Raw genomic sequence first — 22,178 nt, 5'->3', positions numbered from 1 at the left:
GCCCGCGCTTCGGAACCCCGCACCTCCGCTACAGTGTGCGCTGATCTGATCACCGCACGCCACCAACCTGGTGCCTCCTCGTGTGAACCGGGGTTCCGGGCGAGGCGGGAATGGCTGGGAGAACGCATGTTGAGCAGGATCGCGATGGTGTCGGTGACCGCTGCGGCCACCGCGCTGCCGCTCGGTGCCACCGGCGCGGTGGCCGAACCACCGGCCGCCGAACCGCGGTTGGTCCCCGGTACGCCGTGCACGACGACCGCGCACGCGTGCGTGAGCCTCTCGCGCAACCGCGCGTGGCTGATCCGCGCCGGGGAGGTCTACTACGGCGAGGCCTCGGCGCTCGGCGGGCGCCCGGACTCGCCCACGCCGGTCGGCACCTTCCACGTCACGTGGAAGGACCAGGACCACCACAGCAAGGAGTTCGACGCGCCAATGCCGAACTCGGTGTTCTTCACCGACACCGGCGTCGCGTTCCACCAGGGCAGCCTCACCGAGCGCTCCGCAGGCTGCCTCCACTTGTCGAAGAAGTCGTCCGAGGTGTTCTTCGGCGAGCTCAAGGTCGGGGACGAGGTCCAGGTCGTGCCGTGACGCCGGACCCGTGCTTCAGCGTGGGTCCGGCAGCGCGTCGTCGAGGGTCTTCGCCCACTGGGCGACGATGTTCTTCCGGCGCGGCGAGTCGTCGGTGAGGACGTCGGCCAGCCCCAGACCCCGCGCCATGTCGAGGGTCGCCTGGACCAGGCGCCGGGTGGTGGGATCGGTGTCGTCGGCGCCGAGCATCTCGATCGCCACCTGGTGCACGGTGCGGCCGAACTTGGCCTCCAGCGGAACGATCCGCTCCCGCAGCGCTGGATCGGCGGCCGCGGCCGTCCACACCTGCAAGGCGGCCTTGAACAGGTCGCCGGTGAAGTAGTCGACCACCCGCGTGACCACGGCTTCGGTGCGGCCGGGTCCGTCGGGAAGCCGGGTGCCCTCCGCGCGGATCTCGGCCATCCGCGCGTCGAACATGTGCTCCAGGGCCGCGGTGATGAGGTCTTCGCGGGCCGGGAAGTGGTGCTGCGCCGCACCGCGGGAGACACCCGCGCGCTGAGCGGCCGCCGTGACCGTCGTCGCGTCCCAGCCCTGGGTCGCGAGGCAGTCGATGGTGGCCTCCAGCAGGCGTTGCCGGGTCGCCCGGCTGCGGTCCTGCTTCGGCTCGCGCGACGTCATGCTCCTCATCCCCCCACTCTCGCAACCCGCAGCGCCGCGGGCGTCACGCCGCTCCCGAACGGGTTGCGGCCGCTCAGTACGACTTCGGCAGGCCCAGGCTGTGCTGGGCCACGTAGTTGAGGATCATTTCACGGCTGACCGGCGCGACCCGCGCGATGCGAGCGGTGCCGAGCATCGCCGCGAGACCGTGCTCGGCCGTGAGGCCCGAGCCGCCGTGGGTCTGGATGGCGCGGTCGAGAGCGGCGATGCTGGCCTCGGCGGCGGCGTACTTGGCCATGTTCGCCGCTTCGGCGGCTTCCACGTCGTGACCGGCGTCGTAGAGCGTGGCGGCCTTCTGCATCATCACCTTGGCCAGCTCGACCTCGATCTTGTGCTGCGCCAGCGGGTGGGCGATGCCCTGGTGCGCTCCGATCGGCGTCTTCCACACCTGCCGCTGGTTGGCGTACTCGACGGCCCGGGCGAGCGCGTAGCGGCCCGTGCCGGTGCCCATGGCGGCCCCGAGGATGCGCTCCGGGTTCAGCCCGGCGAACAGCTGCATCAGCGCCGCGTCCTCCTCGCCGACCAGCGCATCGGCCGGGAGCCGGACGTCGTCGAGGAACAGCGTGAACTGCCGGTCCGGCGCGACGATGTCCATCTCCATGGGCTGCGCCACGAAGTTCGGCGTGCCGGTGGGCACGATGAACAACGCGGGCTGGAGCTTGCCGGTCCTGGCGTCCTCGGTGCGCGCGACGACGAGCACCGCGTCCGCCTGGTCGACCCCGGAGATGAACACCTTCTGGCCCTGGAGGACCCAGTCCGCGCCGTCGCGGCGGGCGGTGGTGGTGATGTGGTGCGAGTTCGAGCCCGCGTCGGGTTCCGTGATGGCGAAGACCATCGTGGTGGTGGCGTCGGCCAGACCGGGCAGCCAGCGCTGCTTCTGCTCCGGCGTTCCGTACTTGGTGATGATCGTGCCGCAGATGGCGGGGGAGACCACGACCAGCAGCAACCCGGCCCCGTGCGCGGCGAGTTCTTCTTGGACCAGTGCGAGTTCGTAGATGCCCGCGCCCCCGCCGCCGTACTCCTCAGGGATGTTGACGCCGAGGAACCCGAGCCGTCCCGCCTCGTTCCACAGCTCGGTGAGCGGTTCGCGCGCGCGGGCCTTGGGCAGCACGTAGTCGACGTGGTTGTAGCGCTGGGCGAGCTTGGCGACGGAGTCGCGCAATTCCACCTGCTCGTCGGTTTCGATGAAGCTCATGCGTTCTCCTCGCAGTCGGGGGTGTCGACCACGGCCAGCACCGCACCCAGCTCGACCTGTTGTCCCGCTGCCACGTTCAGCTCGGTGAGCACGCCGTCTGCGGGGGCGGCGACGGTGTGCTCCATCTTCATCGCCTCCAGCCACAGGATCGGTTGGCCCGCGGTGACCTGGTCGCCGGCAGCGGCGGCGAGCCGGATGACCTTGCCCGGCATCGGCGCCAGCAGCGAGCCCTCGGTGAGCCGCTCGGCGGGATCGGTGAAGCGGGGCACGCGCACCAGCGCGACCGGGCCGAGCGGGGAGTCCACGTGGACGTGCTCGCCGTAGCGGGCCACCTCGAAGGCCCGGCGGAGCGGGCCGTGCTCACCGGGCACGTCGAGCACGACGCGGGTCGGGCTCGCCTCCACCAGCGTGAGCCCGGGGTGGTCGGTGAACTCGACGCCGGTGCGCGTGGCGAGGTAGGACACGGCGATCTCGCGGTCCCCGCAGGTGAAGGTCTTGGTCTGCGGCAGTGGCGGGAGGTTCCGCCAGCCGGTGGGCAGGTGCGCGCCGACCGGTGCGGTGCGCCGGTTCTCGGCGGCCGCGGCCATCGCGGCGGCGACCGCGGCGAGGTCGGCGGTGTCGTCGGTGGCCAGCGGACGGGCGAGGGAGTCGAGGCCGTGCCGGTCGAAGAAGGCGGTGTCGGTGTCGCCCACGAGGAACGCGGGGTGCTGCAGGACCCGCACGAGCAGGTCGCGGTTGGTGACCAGGCCGTGGACCTTCGCCCGCGCCAGGGCCGCGGCCAGCAGCTGCGCCGCCTCCTCCCGGGTTTCGCCGTAGGAGATCACCTTGGCCAGCATCGGGTCGTAGTGGACGCTCACCACGTCACCACCGGTCACACCGGAGTCCAGCCGGATGCCCGGCCCGGTCAGCACCGCGAACTCCGCTGCGGTGCCGGGGAGTTCGAGGCGCTGCAGGGTTCCGCTCTGCGGACGCCAGTCGTGCGCCGGGTCTTCGGCGTAGAGGCGGGCTTCGATCGAACACCCGCGGGAGGCGGGCGGCTCGGCGGGCAGGGCGTGACCGTCGGCGACCTTCAGCTGCCACCGCACCAGGTCGAGCCCGGTGGTGTTCTCGGTGACCGGGTGCTCCACCTGAAGCCGGGTGTTCATCTCGAGGAAGAAGAACTCGCCGTGCTCGTCGGCCAGGAACTCGACGGTGCCGGCGCCTTCGTAGCCGATCGCCGCGGCTGCGAGCCGCGCGGCCTCGAACAACCGCCCCCGCATGCCCGGGGTGCGCTCGACCAGCGGCGAGGGTGCTTCTTCGACGACCTTCTGGTGCCTGCGCTGGATCGAGCACTCCCGCTCGCCGAGCGCCCACACCGTGCCGTGCTGATCGGCGAGGACCTGCACCTCGACGTGCCGGCCGGTACCCAGGTAGCGCTCGCAGAACACCGTCCGATCACCGAAGGCGGACTCGGCTTCGCGTCGCGCGGCGTCGACCTGCTCCGGGAGCTCGGACAACGCCCGCACCACCCGCATCCCGCGGCCGCCGCCCCCGGCGGAGGCCTTGACCAGCACCGGCAGGTCGGCTTCGGTGACCGCCTGCGGGTCCAGCTCGGGGAGCACGGGGACTCCCGCGTCGGCCATGAGCGCCTTGGCCTCCACCTTGGACCCCATCGACTCGATGGCCTTGACCGGCGGGCCGATCCAGCGCAGTCCGGCGTCGGAGACGGCCTGCGCGAAAGCGGCGTTCTCGGAGAGGAAGCCGTACCCGGGGTGCACGGCGTCGGCGCCGGTCGAGCGGGCGGCCTGCACGAGCTGCTCGACCTGCAGGTAGGTCTCGCCGGGGGCGTCGCCGGGAAGGCGGGTCGCCACGTCGGCCTCGGCGGTGTGCGGCGCCGCGGCATCGGCGTCGGAGAAGACGGCGGTGGTGGCCAGGCCCATGCGGCGCGCGGTGGCGAAGACGCGCCGGGCGATCTCACCGCGGTTGGCGACCAGGACGTGGGTGATCATCGCGGGGACCTCACATTCGGAAGACGCCGAAGCTCTCGGCACCTTCGATCGGGGCGTTGTGGATGGCCGACAGGCACATCCCCAGCACCGTGCGGGTGTCGCGCGGGTCGATGACGCCGTCGTCGTAGAGCCGGCCGGACAAGAACATCGGCAGCGACTCGACCTCGATCTGGCTCTCCACCGCTTCCCGCATCGCGGCGTCCCCGGCCTCGTCGAAAGGCTGGCCCTTGGCCTCGGCGGCCGCGCGACCGACGATCGAGATCACCCCGGCCAGCTGCGCGGGCCCCATCACCGCGGACTTCGCGCTGGGCCAGGAGAACAGGAACCGCGGGTCGTAGGCCCGGCCGCACATGCCGTAGTGCCCGGCGCCGTAGGAGGCCCCCATGAGCAGCGAGATGTGCGGGACCTTGCTGTTGGACACCGCGTTGATCATCATCGCGCCGTGCTTGATGATGCCGCCCTGCTCGTACTCGGAGCCCACCATGTAGCCGGTGGTGTTGTGCAGGAACAGCAAGGGTGTTTCCGCGCGGTTGGCCAGCTGGATGAACTGCGTGGCCTTCTGCGACTCCTCGGAGAACAGCACGCCCCGCGCGTTGGCCAGGATGCCGACCGGGTAGCCGTGCAGCTCCGCCCAGCCGGTGACCAGGCTGGAGCCGTAGCGCGGTTTGAACTCGTCGAAGTCGGAGGCGTCGACGATGCGCGCGATCACCTCGCGCGGGTCGAACGGCACCTTCAGGTCGGTGGGCACCACGCCCAGCAGCTCGTCCGCCGGGTGCAGCGGTTCGCGCACCTCGGTGCGCGGTGACGGGCCCTTCTTCCGCCAGTTCAAGCGCCTCACGATCGACCGGCCGATGCGCAGCGCGTCGGGCTCGTCGACCGCGAAGTGGTCGGCCAGACCGGACACGCTCGCGTGCATGTCCGCGCCGCCCAGCGACTCGTCGTCGGCTTCCTCCCCGGTGGCCATCTTCACCAGCGGCGGACCGCCCAGGAACACCTTCGAGCGCTCCTTGACCATCACCGTGTGGTCCGACATCCCCGGGATGTAGGCGCCACCGGCCGTGGAGTTGCCGAAGACCAGCGCGATGGTCGGGATCCCCGCCGCCGACAGCCGCGTGAGGTCGCGGAACAGCGCGCCGCCGGGGATGAAGACCTCCTTCTGCGTGGGCAGGTCCGCACCGCCCGACTCCACCAGCGAGATCACCGGCAGGCGATTGCGCTCCGCGATCTCGTTGGCGCGCAACGTCTTGCGGAGCGTCCAGGGGTTGGAGGTGCCGCCGCGCACCGTCGGGTCGTTGGCGACGATCACGCATTCCACGCCCTCGACCACACCGATGCCGGTGATCACCGACGCACCCACCTGGAAGTCGCTGCCCCAGGCGGCCAGCGGGCACAGCTCCAGGAACGGCGAGTCCTCGTCGACGAGCAGCTCGACGCGTTCGCGGGCGGTGAGCTTGCCCCGCCGGCGGTGGCGCTCGACCTTCGACGGCCCACCACCGGCGACCGCCGTGGCGTGGGCTTCGTCGACCTCGGCGATCTTGTCGAGCATCGCCTCCGCTGCTGCGGCGTGCTCGCCGGAACTCGTGTCCAGCGCGGACTTCACGATCGTCACGCTCGGTACCCCAATCGGTTCGCCGCCAGTCCGGTCATGATCTCGGTCGTGCCGCCGCCGATGCCCAGGATCCGCATGTCCCGGTACTGGCGTTCGACCTCGGCTTCGCGCATGTAGCCGAGCCCGCCGAACAGCTGCAGCGCCTGGTGCGCGACCCACTCGCCGGCTTCGACCGCGGTGTTCTTGGCGAAGCACACCTCGACGGTCAGGTCCTGCTCGCCGGCGACGGCGCGTTCGGCCAACCGCCGTGCGTAGACGCGGGCGACGTCGATCTTGCGGGCCATCTCGGTGAGGGTGTTCTGCACGGCCTGCCGGGTGATGAGCGGGCGGCCGAAGGTCTCCCGGTCACGGCACCACTGCTCGGCGAGGTCCAGGCAGCGTTGGGCGCTCGCGTAGGCCTGCACCGCCAGCGACAGGCGTTCGCTGACGAAGGCCTGGGCGATCTGCGCGAACCCGGAACCCTCCGGCCCCACCAGGTTCTCGGCGGGCACCCGCACATCGGCGAAGGACAGTTCGGCGGTGTCGGAGGCGTGCCAGCCCATCTTCTCCAGCTTGCGGGCGACGGTGAAGCCCGGTGCGCCCTTCTCCACCACCAGCAACGACACCCCGGCAGCCCCGTCGCCGCCGGTGCGCACGGCGGTGACGACGTAGTCGGCGCGGCATCCGGAGGTGATGAAGGTCTTCGCCCCGTTGACGACGTAGTGGTCGCCGTGGCGGTCGGCGCGGGTGCGCAGGTGGCCGACGTCGGAACCGCCGCCGGGTTCGGTGACGGCCAGCGAGCCGATCTTGTGCCCGGACAGCGTGGGCTTCACGAAGTGCTCGACCTGGCGCGGGTCGCCGGCCGCGGCCATGTGCGGCACGGCGATGCCGCAGGTGAACAGCGAGGCGAAGGTGCCGCCGGACACGCCCGCCTGGTGCAGTTCCTCGGCGATGACGGTCGCGTCGACGAGGTCGCCGCCACCGCCGCCGACCTCGACGGGCAGCGCCGCGCCGAGGAGGCCGAGCGCGCCGGCCTTCTCGTGCAACCAGCGCGGCAGCTCGCCCTCGCGCTCCCACCGGTCCTGGTGCGGCAGGACCTCGGTTTCGGCGAAGCGGCGCGCGGTGTCCCGCACGGCGCGCCGTTCGTCGTCGTCCCACGGGTTCACAGCAGCGCCTCCGGGATCTCGACGTGCCGGGACCGCAGCCATTCGCCGAGTCCCTTGGCCTGGGGGTCGAACCGGGCTTGGGCCGCCGCGCCTTCGCCGAGGATCCCCTCGACGACGAAGTTCAGCGCCCGCAGGTTCGGCAGGACCGTCCGCGTGATCGGCAGTTCGGCGGCTTCGGGCAGCAGCGCGCGCAGCCGCTCGACGGTGAGCGCGTGCGCCAGCCAGCGCCACTGGTCCTCGGTGCGCACCCACACGCCGATGTTGGCGTTGCCGCCCTTGTCGCCGCTGCGCGCCGCGACGACCGTGCCCAGCGGTGCGCTCCGCGACGGCTCGTCCGGAAGTGGTTGCGGTAGAGGAGGTTCGGGCAGGACTTCGAGCGGTTGCGCGCGTGGTGCCGGCGGCACGTCCACCCGACGTCCGTCGGGGAGCACCGCGACGTGCGGGGCCTGCGCCGGATCGACGTGACCGGCGGTGAAGACCCCGTACGGCGAGGCCTTGCCGGGAACGCTGGTCAGGCTGAAGCCGGGGTAGCTGGCCAGCGCCATCTCCACGGCGACGCCGGAGAACGCGCGGCCCACCACCTTCTCGTCGGTGTCCCGGGCGACGCACCGCAGGATCGCGCTCGCGCGTTCCTCGGTGTCGGCGTCGGGGCGGTCCAGGCGGGACAACGTCCAGGTCAGCTCCGACGGTCGTGCGGGGAGCGCGTCTTCGAGCTGGCGTCGGGCGAGCTCGGCCTTGGCCTCGATGTCGAGGCCGGTGAGCACGAAGTCCACTTCGTTGCGGAAACCGCCGAGGGTGTTCAGCGAGACCTTGAGGTCGGGCGGCGGTGCTTCGCCGCAGGTGCTGCTGAGCAGCACTCGGTCCGGACCCTCCTGGGCGACCTCGATGGTGTCCAGCCGGGTGGTGACGTCCGGCCCGGCGTAGCGCGCGTCCTGGACCTCGTACATCAGCTGCGCGGTGACGGTGTCGACGGTGACCGCGCCGCCCGTGCCGGGGTGCTTGGTGATCACGCTCGACCCGTCGCGCCGGAGCTCGGCGATCGGGAACCCGGGCCGGGTCATGTCGGCGATCTCGGTGAAGAACGCGTAGTTGCCGCCGGTGGCCTGCGTCCCGCACTCGATGACGTGGCCGGCGGCGACGGCTCCGGCGAGCGCGTCGTGGTCGGTGGGCTCCCACCCGAAGTGCGCCGCGGCCGGGCCGACGATGACCGAGGCGTCGGTGACGCGGCCGGTGACCACGACGTCGGCCCCGGCGTCCAAGCATTCGACGACGCCCCAGCATCCCAGGTAGGCGTGGGCGACCAGGGGCGTGCCCAAGCCCAGTTCGGCTGCTCGCGGTGTGAGGTCGTCGCCTTCCACGTGCGCGACCGTGAGGTCCAGCCCGAGGTCGTCGACGAGCTTCCGGACGCGCGCGGCCAGACCGGCCGGGTTCGCGCCACCGGCGTTGCTGACGATCCGCACGCCGCGCTCCGCGGCGAGGCCGAGGCAGTCCTCCAGCTGGCGCAGGAACGTCTTGGCGTAGCCGAGGTCGGGGTCCTTGAGCCGGTCGCGGCCGAGGATGAGCATGGTCAGCTCGGCGAGGTAGTCGCCGGTGAGCACGTCCAGCTCGCCGTCGGCGAGCATCTCTCGCATCGCGGAGAGCCGGTCGCCGTAGAAGCCGGAGCAGTTGCCGATGCGGAGGAGGTCCGGGTCGGTGCCGATCACGCGTGCTGCCCCGCCTTCCTGCCCTTGCCCGGCGCTCCGGCGAAGGCTTGAGCGATGGTCAGCCAGTGCGCCGCGTCCGCCCCGACCGCTCGGACGGCGAGGTCGTCGGGATGCCGGCGCTGGGTCACCAGCAGGCAGAAGTCCAGAGCGCTCCCGGTGATCCGCTGCGCTGCGTCGGCGGGACCCCACACCCACTGCTCGTCGTCGGGGCCCACGAGCTCGACTCGGAACGGTTCGGCCGGGGGTTCCTGCCCGTGGGTGGCGTAGGCGAAGTCCCGGGTGCGCACGCCGATGTGCGCGACGTTGCGCAGCCGCGCGGTCGGGGTGCGCGTGACGCCGAGCGCGTCGGCGACGTCCTGGCCGTGCGCCCAGGTCTCCATCAGCCGGGCGGTGGCCATCGAGCCGACGCCCATCGGCGGGCCGAACCACGCGAGCTTGCGGCCGTCCTCGAGGCCGCGGAGGGCATCGCTGAGCCGGCAGCGACCCAGGCGCCAGCTCGACAGCAGGTCGGCGGGCCGTGCGCGGGCCCTCTCCTCGGCGGCGGCGTCGACGAACCCGAACGGGTCTCGCAGCGCTTCCTCGACGACGCCGGCGAACCGGCCGGGGTCGGTGGCCGACAGCAGTGCCACGTCGTCGGTCCACGCCAGGTGGGCGATCTGGTGCGCGATCGTCCACCCCTCGGCGGGCGTCGGACGTGCCCACTGCTCCTCGTCCAGCGTCGCGACGAGCTCGTCGAGCTCCTCGCCTTCCGCACGCATGTCATCCAGCAGAGCGCCCACGTCGGCCATGCCGACCAGGGTGAGCCGGGGGATGAGAAAAATCAAGCACGAATGATTGATTTTTTCGCCGCAACGGTGGGCGGAGCCGCACGGCCCCGCCCACCGCCTCGTGGGGTCCTACCGGCGTTCCGGGATCACCGGCTCAGCTCGTACTGGCCGGTGAAGTCGAGCGACTCGAGCCCTTCGGAGAGGCACTCGTCCGCCGCGGAGGCGAGGTCGAACTGCGTGGTGGCCCGGTGGTTCGCTTCGGCGAACTCGCCCGCGGTGGTCTTGCCGACGAGCGCTCCCTCAGCCGGTGCGGCCGGCCGGTCGGAGTTGTCGCTCAGGTCCAGCTTGAGGTTGGCCTTGCTGGTCTTCGTGCTGCCGTCCGCGTACTGGTAGGTGATGTCGAAGTCGCCGGCGGCGTCGCGCGGCAGGTTCATGCACGACATCTTGCCGTCAAGCGCACCGCGGAAGGTGGCGCCGACGATGTCTTCGGCGGCGCGGTCGGCCGACGAGCAGCCGGCCGCCTCGCCGGTGATCTCCATCCGGGTGTCGGTGGCGAACGGGCTCGGCGTCAGCACCGGGGAGAACTCGGCCGTCCCGTTGAGGTGGCACGTCAGCATCGCCTCGGCCTGAGCCGGGGGAGCGACGGGGGAGGCCTGCGCCGTCAGGGCCCCGACGAGCAAGGGGGCCGCGGCCAGGACGGCGGCCGCGCTGAGAACACCGGTCTTCTTCTGGTTCTTGGAAAGCATGCGCACTGAACTCCTTCGTTGGCACGGGGGTGGGAGGAATCGGGTTTCCGTCCCTCCGATCCACAATGGCAGCACGATTTCCCTTGGGCGGCAGGGCGACTCGCACGATCGAGCGCACCTGCGATGCCCTCGGGTGGTAGCGGGAACATCGTTCTCGCAGGCGTTTTCGTCGTCGCTGAGGTGTTCCTCGCCGGTGCGGGTGGTCGCTCCCATCACTCCTGCGCACGGTCGTGGCAGTTCCGGAACGGCTGGGGCCGGAACGGGGCCGAGAGGGTTTCGCACACCGCAGGGTTCCGCTGTTCGGACGACAGGAGTCGCCGGGCGCGCCGCGCCCACTCCTGCCGCAAGATCCCTTGCAGTGCAAGGAAAAGATCGACACTGGGTCTGAACAACGCCTGCAGAGCACCAAGATTCGACCAGGTTTGTGCACGTGGCGCCGCGCAGCGCGGTTACTCGCGGGATCGGCGCCCCTGACGCGCCGACCTCGGACTCAGGGCCTCTTCCGGGCGATCCGGGTACATTCCGCGACATGTCCTCAGCCTCGTTTCGAAGGGGTGACTGCTGAGGTGGAGGCCTTGTGGCACGAGATCGAGGCGATCGGTGTGGTGGACCACCACGTGCACGGTGTGGTGGGCGGTGAGCTCGAGCGAGGCGTGTTCGAAGAGTTGTTGACCGAGTCGGACCGCGCGGTACCGGGGTGGATGACGCAGTTCGACTCACCGCTCGGGTTCGCCGTGCGGCGCTGGTGCGCGCCAGTGCTGGAGCTGCCGCCGCACGCGTCTCCGGAGGAGTACCTGGCGGCTCGCGAGTCGTGGGGTTCGCGCGAAGTGGCCCGTCGGTTGCTCGCCGCTGCCGGGGTAGACCGGTTCCTGGTCGAAACCGGGTTGGGCGGTGGCCTCGCGGAGATGGCCGCGCTGTCGGGCCGGCCGGTGCACGAGGTCGTGCGGCTGGAGTCCGTGCTGGAGGAGGTCGCCGCCTCGGGGGCGGCCGCGGCAGACCTGCCGTTGCGGTTCCGGGAGGAGCTGGCGCAGCGCGCGGCGTCGGCGGTCGGGGTCAAGAGCATCATCGCCTACAGGTGGGGTTTCGACTTCGACCCCGACCCACCCGGTGAAGCCGAGGTCGTCCGCGCGGCCGGTGCCTGGCTGCGGGAGGGGACGTCGCGGGTCAGCGACCCGGTGCTGCTGCGGTTCGCGCTGTGGACGGGCGTGGAGCACGGCCTGCCGATCCAGTTGCACACCGCCTACGGCGATCCCGACCTGGAGCTGCACCGCTGCGACCCGCTGCTGCTCACCCGCTTCATCAAGGAGGTCGAACCGCGCGGCGTGGACCTGCTCCTGCTGCACTGCTACCCGTACCACCGCAACGCCGCCTACCTCGCGCAGGTCTTCCCGCACGTGCACTTCGACGTCGGCTTGGCCGTCAACCACACCGGCGCGCGTTCGGAGGCGGTGATCGCCGAATCCCTGGAACTCGCCCCCTTCGCCAAGGTCTTCTACTCCTCCGACGCGTGGGGACTGCCGGAACTGCACCACCTCGGGGCCGTGCTCTGGCGCAGGGGGATGACGAGAGTGCTCGGACACCACGTCGACTCCGGTGACTGGACCTTCGACGACGCTGTGCGCGTGGCCCGCATGATCGGCCGGGACAACGCCGAGCGGATCTACCACCTGCGCTGAGCGGAACGGGTGGCGAGGCTTGACACCCGCACCCGGTCCGCGCTGCTCTGGTCCGAGATCCTGGGGGAGGTGGGTGATGGGCTGCCCGCTCGCGATCGATCCGCTCGTGCGCGACCTCGACGGCGAGACCCACGCGTTGCGCGAGGCCGGACCGTTGACGCGCATCGACCTGCTCGGCGCCCCGGCGTGGGCGGTGACCGGGCAGACCGAGGCACGTCGGCTGCTCAACGACCCGCGTCTGGTGAAGACCATCGCCCGGTGGCGCGAGTGGCGGTCCGGCGCGGTGACACGGGGGTGGCCGCTGATCGGCATGGTCGACCCCGGTCGTTCGATGTTCACAGTGGATGGACCGGAGCACCGCAAGCTGCGGGCCAAGACCGCCCAGGCCATCACCCCGCGCAGGCTCGAGCGACTGCGCCCGGTGATCGACGACGTCACCGCGCGCCTGCTGGCGGACTTGCCCGCTGAGGGAACGGTCGACGTCAAAGCCCGCTTCGCCGCGCCGCTTCCGATGACCGTGGTCAGCGTTCTCATGGGCGTGGACGCAGAACTCCGCCCGCGGCAGCACGAGCTGTGGTCGGCGTTCTTCTCACTGCGCACGCCGCAGGACGAACGGCTGGCGGCCATCGCGGAGCTCAACGACGTCTTCACCCGCATGGTGCGGGCCCGCGCGCGGCAGCCCGCCGACGACCTGACCAGCGCGCTCCTGCGACCCGACGGCGGCGAACCGCTCAGCGAGGAGGAGGTCGTGGGGAACCTGAGCGCGATGGTCGCCGCCGGTCACGAGACCACGGTCAGCCTGATCGTCAACGCGGTCCGCGCGCTGATGGCGAACCCGGACCAGCTGCGCCAGGTCCTCGACGGCGAGATCACCTGGAGCGCCGTCCTCGAGGAGACGTTGCGCTGGGACCCGCCGGTCACCCACCTGCTGATGCGCTTCGCCACCGAGGACATCGCGATCGGCGACACCACGATCGGCGAGGGTGAGGGCGTGGTGATGTCCTACCGCGCGATCGGCCGTGACCGGCGGGAACACGGCCCCGACGCCGACGTCTTCGACCCGACTCGCCCGACCCGCGCCAAGCACACGACCTTCGGCCACGGCCCGCACATCTGCTCGGGAGCCGCGCTGGCGAAGCTGGAGGCTTCCACCGCCCTGCCCGCGCTCTTCGGCCGGTACCCGCAGCTGCGCCTCGCAGTGCCCGACGCCGAACTCCGCCACCGACCGGTCCTGACGCAGAACGACTTGGAGGCATTGCCGGTGCTCCTCGGTGACCCGGCGTAGGCCTGTCCGTGTGGAAGTGCCCTGAGCGGCGGTGCGGGTAGCAGGAACCCGGAAGGTGAGAGCACAGCTGCTCCGCGCTCCGCTCGTGGAACACGTCTCCACACGCGGCGTCGCGGCGGCTCACCGCGACGCCGCTCAGTACCTGCGGCGGTGCCGGCCGAGCCCCTCACCTGGTGCAGCCGGCTACGCCGCAGCTCGAGCGGCGTCCGGGTCACGTCTGGTGGGAGCGCATGATGGCGCTGTGGGGGACGACGATGAGCTGGTGGGGGACCGCTGACACCTGATCGGTGACTTCCCTGCCACCACGTGCCGGAGGTGTCGACGCCACGATGGCTGCCTTCCTCGTCGCCACCCGCTACGTCGCACGTGATGGCACACCTTCGCCCGCCGCATCGACCGCCCGCCCCGCCCGAGCGTGCCTAGTCTTCGGCGTCCAGGAAGGCTCGGATGCCCTCAGCGGTTTTGCGTGCGCCTTGCCGCTGCGCGCTGCTGAACACGGCAGGTTCGGCCAGTACCGTCTTCGCGTAGTCGGCCAGCAGCTCGGCGAAGCTGCGTTGCAGGGCGATCCGCAGCGAATGCGACCGGCCGCGCTTGACCGTGACGGCACCGCTCAAGGCGCGCCCGAGCGCGGCCTCGGCCTCGTTGCGGTACTGGCCCCTGCCGGGTCCGGTCTGCTGCAGGTAGGTCGCGAACGCCCCCGGGATGTCCAGCCGCGCCGCATCACCGGCGGGTGTGCTGCTGCGGTCCGGGGCGCGGGCGGGGGCCTCGGAGAGCAGGTCGGTGCGCGCGCCTTGGCCGTGCCGACCGGCGTGCCAGCGGCGGACCTCGTCGGCGCGGTAGAGGTTCTGGCCACCCCTGCCGGGTTCGCGCAGCACGGGGCTGGGCGCGCCAAGGCGTTTTTGGTAGTAGCGGTAGGTGTTGGGGTTCACGCCGCAGTGCTCGGCAGCCTGAGCCGTGGTCCACAGTTCCTTGCTGCTCATGGGCCTGTCCCTTCCTGATCACCGGGGTGCCCGGCTTCGGCCAGCAGGGTTTCGATCTCGGTGACGGGCACGACCAGCTTCGCTCGTCCAGCGCTGAGGGCGGCGGCATCCGGGGCGGTGTCGAGCACGGTGATGCCGTCGTTGGTCAGGTGGCCGCGGGCGGCTGGGACGTCGGCGACGTGCAGGGTCGTGCCGCGTGCGGCCTCTGACCGGGGTCTGCGGTGCGTGCCACCGGTGGCCACCCGCACGCCGGACCCGTAGCGCACTGGGGAGTTGCGGCTGGGGCGGCGCAGGACCTGGTGTCCGGCGACGTGGAGCTCGCGGTAGTCGTCGTGGTGCTTGCGGTAGGCATCCAGGTGGACCGAGATGTTCAGCAGCTGGCCGGGGGTGCCGTCGGTGCCGTAGATGCTGCGGCACAGCTGGGTGATCTCCTCAGCGTGGCGCGCGGCGAAGCTCCAGGTCTTGGTGGCGCCGTCGAACTCGCCGCCGAGCTCGCGGGCGGCGGTGACGAACTCGCGGTGGTGGGGGACGTGCACGCGTGGGTGCTGCTCGTCGCAGTCGAGCCGAATGCTGGTGGCACTGGCCATGGCAGTACTCATGATCGCACCCGCTGGGGCGGCCACGCCGAGAGCAGCGAGTGGCGGCGGTCGGTGCTGCTGATCGAGGGGTTCATGGTGTGGCCTCCGCATCCGGTCATCTGGTTGGGGGTGTGCTCACCCCCCCGGGGGTGGTGGATCACCACACGCACCGAACTCTACCTCGCTGCGATGTGTGGTGATCGGGCCAGAAGTCCCTCTTGGCAGCGGACTCGCGATGATCTCGCCACCACTTCCGAACACCCGCCGACCAACGATCGGAGCGCGCCCCGGTTCACCGACCGCTCCCCGGTCGGAAGGGGCGTGGCTGGGTGTGGCTGGAGGCAACGCGAGACCTCGAAGAAGACGTCGCGGAACGAACCGCACCATCGAGCAGTCAGAGAGCCCACGGCCAAACCCACGCCCCCTGGCAGGCCACCGTGGAGACCGCAAGCCCGTCCACCGCACGTGAGTGGCTCAAGCACGACACCCGCAACCGCAACTGGCGGCCCGACCGCGTCAGTACGCCCACGAGAGGTGCTCAGGTCAGCGGAGCCTGACCGGCGAGCCCATCGAACTCCCCAAGACCGGGCGGCTTTCGGATGCCAGCAGCGCTCCCAGGTAGCGGGCCACCTCGTGGCGGTCCCACCAGGAGGAGGTCACCGGTAGATCAGCTGCGCGCGGAGTGAGTGCTCACGGCTGAACTCGTCGATCCCTCCCGGGAGTTGGTGCGCACCAGGGACGTGCGCTGCCCAAGAGGTCGAAGTTGGCGCGCGGCACCGTCGAACAAACCCGAGCTCGCGGGCGGGGGTTCTCGACCCTGGTCGTGACGCTTGGCTGCTGTCCGACCGGGGACCAGCCGGATGTGGTTCGTACTGGTCAACGAGGACTTTCGCCCCGTTCACCATACCGCACTCCGCTTTACGGTGAGGGTGGTTCAAGCCAGGCAGGCGCCACCAGAGACCGCTTGGCAACAGCATCCCTGGGGAAGGAGCCCTCGCCATGGCACACGCACGCACCCTGACGTTGGCGGCCGCGCTGCTGAGCATCACCGCCGCCGCTGGCTGCGGCAGCGGCGCGGGCTGGTTCGACACCGACCAGGCCCGCTTCGGGCAGTATGCGCCGCAGATGCCGCAGCAGACGGTGACCGAGACCGCGCCGGAGACGGTCACCGAGTCGCCGAGCTACGACGACGAGCCGCAGTACCAGTCGCAATCCGATCACACGCCGCCGGTGTCGACCACCGACTGCTTCGCGACGTATCAGACCACCGAGTCGCGTGTGCAGCTGTGCGAGGTCGGCGGGCAGACCTACTACTACGGCTCCAGCGCGGTGGGCTCGATCATGCTGGCCGCCTACCAGTCCGGGTACGGGACGTATCGCACCGAGGTCAACGACGGCTACGCCTACACGATCAACGACCACGAGCTGGTCGTCACCCGCAACGGCTCGGTGGTCTCCGAACAGCCCGTGACCTACGCGTCGAACTAGGGGCGAACCGAGGCGTCAACGGCATTTCTGCACGGCACCACGCCGCATGGTTGGAGGTCGGTCTGACGGGACGGCAGACCACACAACCAGTACCGCGCCCCACCCACGGACTCAGATCACTTGCTCGGGGGAGCCAGCGCCATGACCACCCAGCAGCCACCGCCACCGCCGCCCGCGCAGGACCCGCCACCGACCGCACCGGGCGACGAGGACTCCGGCTCAGGGCCGGACCGGTCCCACCTGCGCCGCCGCCTCTACGCAGCCGCCACGCAGCGGCGTTCGTGCTCATCATCGGCGCTCCCGCCCTGGGTGTGGCCAGCTCCTCTGGCAGCAGCTCGTCGAACTCGTCGGAGAGTGGCTCGTGGTCTTGGTCCTCGTCTTCGACGACGCGCACCGGCTATGACTGCTTCGACACGGTCACCTCAGCGGTTGATCGCACGCTGGAGGCCTTCTGGGGACCCCGGTCGACGTCGTGCACCACGGGGAGCAGCTACTCCCCGGGCTATCACCCCTACTCCTACGGCCGCAGTCATCAGGAACGCGGCTCGCTGGTGTCGACCTACGGCGAAACCTCTGCCGAGGTGCGAGCCTTCGACGCCTCCACCGCCGAGGCGGATCCTGGGGCCAGCTCTGGCACCTACACCGACATCACCACGATCGCATCGGTGCCGATCGAGTCAGCGAGGTCTGCCACGTGACCTACGGCTACTGATCCCGATCTCCGGAATTTCCTCGGTCACCCACTGATTCGAAAGCGAGCACCGACATGTCTTCCACACCGTTCGACCCGTCCGCCGCCCCGCCGCCGCAGCAGCCGAGCAGCACTCCAGCCAATGGCCTGGGAACCGCCTCGATGGTGCTGGGCATCGTCGGCGTGGTGCTGGCCTTCATCCCGATCATCGGCGTGCTGGCCTGGCCCACCGTCATCGTCGGCCTCGTCCTGGGCATCATCGCCCTGCTCAGGGTGCGCGCCGGTACGGCCACCAACAAGGGCCAATCGATCACTGGAATCGTCCTGTCCGGTGTTGGCCTGGGCATCTGCCTGATCTGGCTGGTGGTCCTCGCCGCCGCGACGGGTCCCACACCTCTGCCGCAGAGCAGTCCTGCTGGCGGTGCCGGTGGCGTGAGTGTCACCGAGCCGCAGTACCCCTCGCGTGAGCACGAGAACGCCTATGAGTCCGCGCAGTCGTACCTGCGCAGCGGGCACTTCTCCGAAGCCGGACTGATCGATCAGCTGTCCTCGCAGTACGCCGACCAATACCCGCGCGATGTGGCCGAGTGGGCCGTGGCCAACGTGCATGCCGATTGGAACGCCGAGGCACTCGAAGCCGCCCAGTCCTACCTGGACTCCGGCAGCTTCTCGACCTCCGGGCTGCGCGACCAGCTGACCTCCCAGTACGGCGAGCAGTTCACACCCGAGCAGGCGGATTTCGCGATCACGCACCTGCCTCGCTGACGTCCTCTCCCACGATCCGATCACTTCGAAAGCGAGCGTCGCGATGTCTTCCACACCGTTCGACCCGTCCGCCGCCCCGCCACCCCAGCCGTCGAGCGCCGCAGCTAACGGTGTGGGCACTGCTTCGATGGTGCTCGGCATCGTCGGTGGTCGTGCTGGCCTTCATCCCGATCATCGGCGTGCTGGCCTGGCCCACCGTGATCGTCGAGCTGGTGCTGGGCATCATCGGCCTGCTCAAGGTCCGCGCCGGCGCTGCCACCAACAAAGCTCAAGCGATCACTGGGATCGTGCTGTCGGGCGTGGGCCTGGGCATCTGCGTGATCTGGCTGGCAGTGCTGGGCTCGGTCGCTGCCAACACGCCGCCGCCCCCGCTCACCACGCCGGGCAGCCCGATGGCACCTGCGGTGCCGCAGAACAACAACATCGTCCCCGCCCGGCCATCCCGCCGGTCAACGACTACGTGGAGCAAGCTTCTACGACCAGGCCCGCGCCTACGGTGTGCAAGGTACCGACGAGCAGCTCAAGGCCCTGGCTTGCGACCTGCGCGAAGCCGACTTCGAGTTCAACCGCGTGGACCAGATCGCCCAGCAGAACGGCATCACCACCGGCGAAGCCTCCTACCTCGCCGGGCTGTCCAGCGGCTTCCCCTGCGGCGCCTGACCACGCGTGCCCTGCCCGCCATGAGCACCGAGGACTTCGAGGGCATGAGCAATGCGGAGATGGCCGACTGGCTGTACCGCCATCGGGTCGAGCTCGATGACGATCTCGTCGAGCCCGGAGAGGTCGACTTCGAGGTGCCGCACCGCTCAAGCTGCCCGGCGCCGACACTGGTCTTCTGTTGGCTAGAGGGTCTGACGCCCAGGTCAGCGTCCCGTCCCGCTCGGCGAGTGCGTCGATGAGCTGCGGCCGCGTGGCGTTGACGGACAGGATACCCAGGTGCGCGGCGATCCCTCGGTCTGAACCGGGGGCCGATGTCTTCGTGCCGAGTCGCAGCCGAGATGGAGGTCACCCACAGTGAGGTGTGGACGGCGGCTTCCTCGGTCGTTAGTTTGGTGGGTTCCACCGGAGATGACGCCGACGTTATGGGGAGGGATCGGGCGATGGCGCCTCTTGACCTGCTCTGCGCTGTGCTGATCCCACTGGCGCTGATCGTCGGCACGGCCGCCGCGCTGGTGGGCCGGAAGGTGATCGCCCAGCGGCTCGCGGTGGCGTCCGGTGCACTCGCTGTAGTGGGCTTGGCGCTCGTCTCGGTGGTCTCCCTCTTCGGCCTCTGATCACCCGCCGCCGATCTGCAGCCTCCACGACCTGGGCCGGGACGCGCCTCGCGCAGGTGTTGGAACGCCGTGTGCGGGTCGGTAGGAACGGGGAGCGAGCGCGGTGTCGCGTCTCGCCTCTGATCACCACGGCCGGGAGGAATCTGTGTCGGCAGCCGAATTCGCGCGCAAGCTGCGCGCTCGGGACAAGCTCGTCGGGTACTGGATCGCGTTGGACGCCCCGGCGGCCACCGAGAGGATCGCGCGCGTCGGCTACGACTACCTCGTCGTGGACGTCCAGCACGGTCTCATCGGGTACTCCGGCATGCTCAACGCGATGCTGGCCATCGACGCCGCCGGCGCGGCGGAAGGCCTCGTCCGGGTCGGGGTCAACGAGCCGAGCGAGATCGGCCACGCCCTCGACGCGGGAGCGGCGGGCATCATCGTCCCGCTGGTGAACACCGGTGAGGACGCTGCGGCGGCCGTCGAGGCGACCCGTTACCCGCCGCGTGGACGCCGCTCCTACGGGCCGATGCGGTCGAGCCTGCGGGTGGGCCCGCGACCGGCCGAGGCCGACGAGTCGACGGTGGTCATCGCGATGATCGAGACCCCGGAGGGCCTGGCCAACGTCCGCGAGATCTGCGCGACCGACGGGCTCGACGGCGTCTACGTCGGCCCCGCCGACCTGTGCCTGGCCGTCGGCGGCGCCTACCCGGGGGACCCGGAGGTGGCCGAGGAGTTCGAAGCCGCCGTCGCCACGATCCAGCAGGCGGCCGCGGAGGCGGGCATCGCGGCCGGCTTCCACGTCTCGGACGGGGAGGGCGCCGTGCCGCGCCTGGCGCAGGGCTACACCTTCGCCAGCGTCTCGTGCGACCTGCTCCACCTGGAGGCCGCCGCGGCAGGTCATCTCACGGCGGCGACGAGCGAACTCAGCCGCTGATGCAGGACACGTGTCCGGGGCCCGGCGGCCCCGGACACGCAGCAGCCCCGGAGCCGCTTCCTCCTCGGTGGACGAGGAGGCCGAACCGGACGCAGTTCGGGGCTCCGGGGCCGGGTAGCTGCCTGGTATTCGCCGGCCGCTTCCCCGCGCGGTCATCGAACCAGATGGGCGCGCGACGGGCCGACTTGTACAGCCGGGGGCGGTCCTAGCGGACAGCCACCTCACAAGTCCTGTTGGTATTCACCGTTGGACCACCTCCTTTCCTGTGTACCCGCAGGCTACGTCCCGTCCCGCGGAGCGGGCAACGGGTTTTTCCACCACTGCCACCGCAGGTCAGCGCTCTCCCGCGGTTGACCGCAGATACCCCCTTGGGGTATGTTCGCGGCAGTGGGAGGGAGGACGTCATGGACCACCACACCGGCGTCGAGCAGCAGGACGGGCGCGCGCTGACCCGCTCGGCCATCAGCGCGACCGCGCACTGCTTGACCGGATGTGCGATCGGCGAAGTCCTCGGCATGGTCATCGGCACCGCGCTGGGATGGGGGAACCTGGCCACGATCGTGCTGGCGATCGCCTTGGCCTTCCTCTTCGGCTACAGCCTCACGATCCTGCCGGTGCTGCGCGCGGGCGTCGGCCTCGGCGCTGCCATCGGCGTCGCGTTCGCCGCCGACACGCTGTCGATCACGGTCATGGAGATCGTCGACAACCTCCTCATGGTGCTCATCCCCGGCGCCATGGAGGCGGGCCTGACGAGCTGGCTGTTCTGGGCGTCGCTGGCGGTCGCGCTGGCCGTCGCCTTCGTCCTCACGGTGCCGGTCAACCGGGCCCTCATCCGCCGCGGCAAGGGCCACGCGGTCGTCCACCAGTACCACTGAAACCCCTGGTGAGAGCGCCCGATAGGCTCGCGGGCATGCCGCCGATGTCCGTACGTCTCGCCACCGCCGAGGACCGGCCCGCGATCCTCGACCTGCTCCGCTCCGCCCAGGAGGACGCCGTGCCCGAGGGCAAGCGCGCCGAGCAGGGCTTCCTCCCGGGCGAGTGGGACGAGGAGGCGCTGGAGGCCTGCAGCGGTGGCCCGGGCATCTTCCTGGCCGAGGACAAGAACAAGCTCGCCGGGGTCGTGCTGACCTCCGAGGGAGCTGCGAGGCCGGGACCCGCGCAGCGCACTGAGGAGCTGACCAAGAGCCTCGACGGCCCGGTCCTGCACTGGGGTCCCGTCGTGGTCGCCCCGAAGTACCGCGGCAAGGGCGTGGTCCGGATGCTGCTCTCGGGCATGGCGCTCATGCTCGGCGAGCGTTACCCCAGCGCCGCGCTGTACGTCGAGAACACCAACCAGCGCGCCCTGAAGGTGCACCGCGCGCTGGGTGTGAAGAAGCACACCACGTTCACCCTCGACGACCGCACCTACACCGTCTTCACCTTCGCCCCAGGAGACTTCAAGCCCAAGCCCGCCAAGTGACCGTTGTGCAGGGATGCCGCGGTGCCGTCTCCGTCCCCGCGCCGCGCGGGTGCCTGCGCACTTCTCGCGAAGTGCGAGGCCCGGAGTTCCGCCTCGCACCTCGCGAGAACGTCGAACCCGGTGTCCAGCCGGCGCCCGGCAGGTCCTGATGAGTGGCGTCGTGGCGAGTTCGCCGGGACGCAGGGTGGCAACCCGTTCCCGGGGCTGGGCACGGAGCCGTTGTGGTCGTGCTGCCCGCACCGCGTGGAGTGGCTCTTCGCAGGGCTTCAGCCGAGGTCGCCGTCGACGTAGAGCCACTGCCCGTTCTCGCGGGTGAAGCGGCTGTGCTCGGCGAGGGTGCGCGTGCGGCCGTCGTGGCGGAAGCGGGCACGGAAGTCGACCGTGCCTTCGGTGTCGAAGGGGCCGCCTCCGGTGCGGTCGAGGACCTCCAGGTGCAGCCAGCGCTGGGAGGGGTCGAGGTCGAGCTCGGCCGGACGCGTCGTGGGGTGCCAGGTGCGGAGCAGGTGGTCGGTGTCGCCGACGGCGAACGCGGCGTAGCGCGAGCGCATCAGCTGCTCGGCCGTGGCCGCCTGGCGCTCACCGGCGTGCAGCGGTCCGCAGCAGGCGTCGTAGGGCTCGCCGAGTCCGCAGGGGCACAGGTCCTTCGCGCTCACCAGGGCATCTTC

Annotated in this window: 22 protein-coding genes; 11 read left to right on the top strand and 11 right to left on the bottom strand. The window is 70.7% G+C overall.

Annotated features, from left to right (window positions below; all coding sequences use genetic code 11):
• Window positions 1-126: 126 nt before the first annotated feature.
• The gene (locus EIL87_RS12845) at window positions 127-588 is read left to right on the top strand and encodes a L,D-transpeptidase (RefSeq protein WP_233576213.1); all 462 of its coding nucleotides are present in this window, start codon (window positions 127-129) and stop codon (window positions 586-588) included.
• Between the two features lie 15 nt (window positions 589-603).
• Here the strand turns inward: EIL87_RS12845 and EIL87_RS12840 are convergent, their stop codons facing one another.
• The 8 genes from EIL87_RS12840 to EIL87_RS12805 all read right to left on the bottom strand — a co-directional run bounded on the left by EIL87_RS12840 (window position 604) and on the right by EIL87_RS12805 (window position 10,398).
• The gene (locus EIL87_RS12840; protein WP_407690538.1) at window positions 604-1,215 is read right to left on the bottom strand and encodes a TetR/AcrR family transcriptional regulator; all 612 of its coding nucleotides are present in this window, start codon (window positions 1,213-1,215) and stop codon (window positions 604-606) included.
• A gap of 64 nt (window positions 1,216-1,279) precedes the next feature.
• Window positions 1,280-2,440 carry an acyl-CoA dehydrogenase family protein gene (locus EIL87_RS12835; RefSeq protein WP_125090597.1) on the bottom strand — a complete coding sequence of 387 codons (1,161 nt, stop codon included), beginning with the start codon at window positions 2,438-2,440 and terminating at the stop codon, window positions 1,280-1,282.
• Window positions 2,437-4,428, bottom strand: a complete 1,992-nt coding sequence (locus EIL87_RS12830; RefSeq protein ID WP_125090595.1) for an ATP-binding protein — start codon at window positions 4,426-4,428, stop codon at window positions 2,437-2,439. The genes EIL87_RS12835 and EIL87_RS12830 overlap by 4 nt, the downstream gene beginning before the upstream one ends.
• A gap of 10 nt (window positions 4,429-4,438) precedes the next feature.
• A complete protein-coding gene (locus tag EIL87_RS12825) occupies window positions 4,439-6,037 on the bottom strand; it encodes an acyl-CoA carboxylase subunit beta (RefSeq protein ID WP_125090593.1) in 1,599 nt (532 codons plus the stop codon).
• Window positions 6,034-7,182, bottom strand: coding sequence for an acyl-CoA dehydrogenase family protein (locus EIL87_RS12820; RefSeq protein ID WP_407690537.1), 1,149 nt, complete (start codon window positions 7,180-7,182; stop codon window positions 6,034-6,036). The genes EIL87_RS12825 and EIL87_RS12820 overlap by 4 nt, the downstream gene beginning before the upstream one ends.
• Window positions 7,179-8,885, bottom strand: a complete 1,707-nt coding sequence (locus EIL87_RS12815; RefSeq protein ID WP_267898841.1) for an acyclic terpene utilization AtuA family protein — start codon at window positions 8,883-8,885, stop codon at window positions 7,179-7,181. Before EIL87_RS12815 ends, EIL87_RS12820 begins: the two co-directional genes overlap by 4 nt.
• Window positions 8,882-9,673 (bottom strand): TIGR03084 family metal-binding protein, encoded by a 792-nt coding sequence (locus tag EIL87_RS12810; protein WP_125090700.1) that lies wholly within the window; start codon window positions 9,671-9,673, stop codon window positions 8,882-8,884. Before EIL87_RS12810 ends, EIL87_RS12815 begins: the two co-directional genes overlap by 4 nt.
• A gap of 125 nt (window positions 9,674-9,798) precedes the next feature.
• Window positions 9,799-10,398: a hypothetical protein gene (locus tag EIL87_RS12805; protein WP_125090589.1), complete on the bottom strand. Its 600-nt coding sequence runs from the start codon at window positions 10,396-10,398 to the stop codon at window positions 9,799-9,801.
• Between the two features lie 554 nt (window positions 10,399-10,952).
• Here EIL87_RS12805 and EIL87_RS12800 point away from each other — a divergent pair.
• Both EIL87_RS12800 and EIL87_RS12795 read left to right on the top strand, forming a co-directional pair.
• The gene (locus tag EIL87_RS12800; protein ID WP_233576212.1) at window positions 10,953-12,074 is read left to right on the top strand and encodes an amidohydrolase family protein; all 1,122 of its coding nucleotides are present in this window, start codon (window positions 10,953-10,955) and stop codon (window positions 12,072-12,074) included.
• Between the two features lie 76 nt (window positions 12,075-12,150).
• On the top strand, window positions 12,151-13,359 hold the full coding sequence (locus EIL87_RS12795; protein WP_125090587.1) for a cytochrome P450 family protein: 1,209 nt from the start codon (window positions 12,151-12,153) through the stop codon (window positions 13,357-13,359).
• A 419-nt stretch (window positions 13,360-13,778) separates the two neighbouring features.
• On the opposite strand, the gene EIL87_RS12790 is transcribed toward EIL87_RS12795, so the two are convergent.
• Complete coding sequence (locus EIL87_RS12790) at window positions 13,779-14,339, bottom strand: MerR family transcriptional regulator (protein ID WP_125090585.1); 561 nt, start codon at window positions 14,337-14,339, stop codon at window positions 13,779-13,781.
• Entirely contained in the window at window positions 14,336-14,938 is a 603-nt protein-coding gene (locus EIL87_RS12785; protein ID WP_125090583.1) for a hypothetical protein, read from the bottom strand. Before EIL87_RS12785 ends, EIL87_RS12790 begins: the two co-directional genes overlap by 4 nt.
• Window positions 14,939-15,916: 978 nt before the next feature.
• On the opposite strand from EIL87_RS12785, the gene EIL87_RS12780 reads away from it, so the two are divergent.
• The 8 genes from EIL87_RS12780 to EIL87_RS12755 all read left to right on the top strand — a co-directional run bounded on the left by EIL87_RS12780 (window position 15,917) and on the right by EIL87_RS12755 (window position 21,513).
• A complete protein-coding gene (locus EIL87_RS12780) occupies window positions 15,917-16,405 on the top strand; it encodes a hypothetical protein (protein ID WP_125090581.1) in 489 nt (162 codons plus the stop codon).
• Window positions 16,406-16,686: 281 nt separating this feature from the next.
• Window positions 16,687-17,103, top strand: coding sequence for a hypothetical protein (locus tag EIL87_RS12775; RefSeq protein WP_125090579.1), 417 nt, complete (start codon window positions 16,687-16,689; stop codon window positions 17,101-17,103).
• A 68-nt stretch (window positions 17,104-17,171) separates the two neighbouring features.
• A complete protein-coding gene (locus EIL87_RS12770) occupies window positions 17,172-17,861 on the top strand; it encodes an Ltp family lipoprotein (protein ID WP_125090577.1) in 690 nt (229 codons plus the stop codon).
• Between the two features lie 498 nt (window positions 17,862-18,359).
• Window positions 18,360-18,521 carry a hypothetical protein gene (locus EIL87_RS26825; RefSeq protein WP_158628635.1) on the top strand — a complete coding sequence of 54 codons (162 nt, stop codon included), beginning with the start codon at window positions 18,360-18,362 and terminating at the stop codon, window positions 18,519-18,521.
• A gap of 440 nt (window positions 18,522-18,961) precedes the next feature.
• Window positions 18,962-19,135, top strand: coding sequence for a hypothetical protein (locus tag EIL87_RS27075; RefSeq protein WP_199740398.1), 174 nt, complete (start codon window positions 18,962-18,964; stop codon window positions 19,133-19,135).
• Window positions 19,136-19,280: 145 nt separating this feature from the next.
• Entirely contained in the window at window positions 19,281-20,054 is a 774-nt protein-coding gene (locus EIL87_RS12765; protein ID WP_125090575.1) for an HpcH/HpaI aldolase family protein, read from the top strand.
• A gap of 404 nt (window positions 20,055-20,458) precedes the next feature.
• Window positions 20,459-20,929, top strand: coding sequence for a DUF4396 domain-containing protein (locus EIL87_RS12760; protein ID WP_125090573.1), 471 nt, complete (start codon window positions 20,459-20,461; stop codon window positions 20,927-20,929).
• Between the two features lie 35 nt (window positions 20,930-20,964).
• Window positions 20,965-21,513: a GNAT family N-acetyltransferase gene (locus EIL87_RS12755; RefSeq protein WP_125090571.1), complete on the top strand. Its 549-nt coding sequence runs from the start codon at window positions 20,965-20,967 to the stop codon at window positions 21,511-21,513.
• Between the two features lie 266 nt (window positions 21,514-21,779).
• Here the strand turns inward: EIL87_RS12755 and EIL87_RS12750 are convergent, their stop codons facing one another.
• Complete coding sequence (locus tag EIL87_RS12750) at window positions 21,780-22,169, bottom strand: YchJ family protein (RefSeq protein ID WP_125090569.1); 390 nt, start codon at window positions 22,167-22,169, stop codon at window positions 21,780-21,782.
• Window positions 22,170-22,178: the final 9 nt, after the last annotated feature.

Source organism: Saccharopolyspora rhizosphaerae, from assembly GCF_003931915.1.
GTDB classification, from domain to species: domain Bacteria; phylum Actinomycetota; class Actinomycetes; order Mycobacteriales; family Pseudonocardiaceae; genus Saccharopolyspora; species Saccharopolyspora rhizosphaerae.
This window is presented reverse-complemented; position numbering and strand designations above follow the sequence as displayed.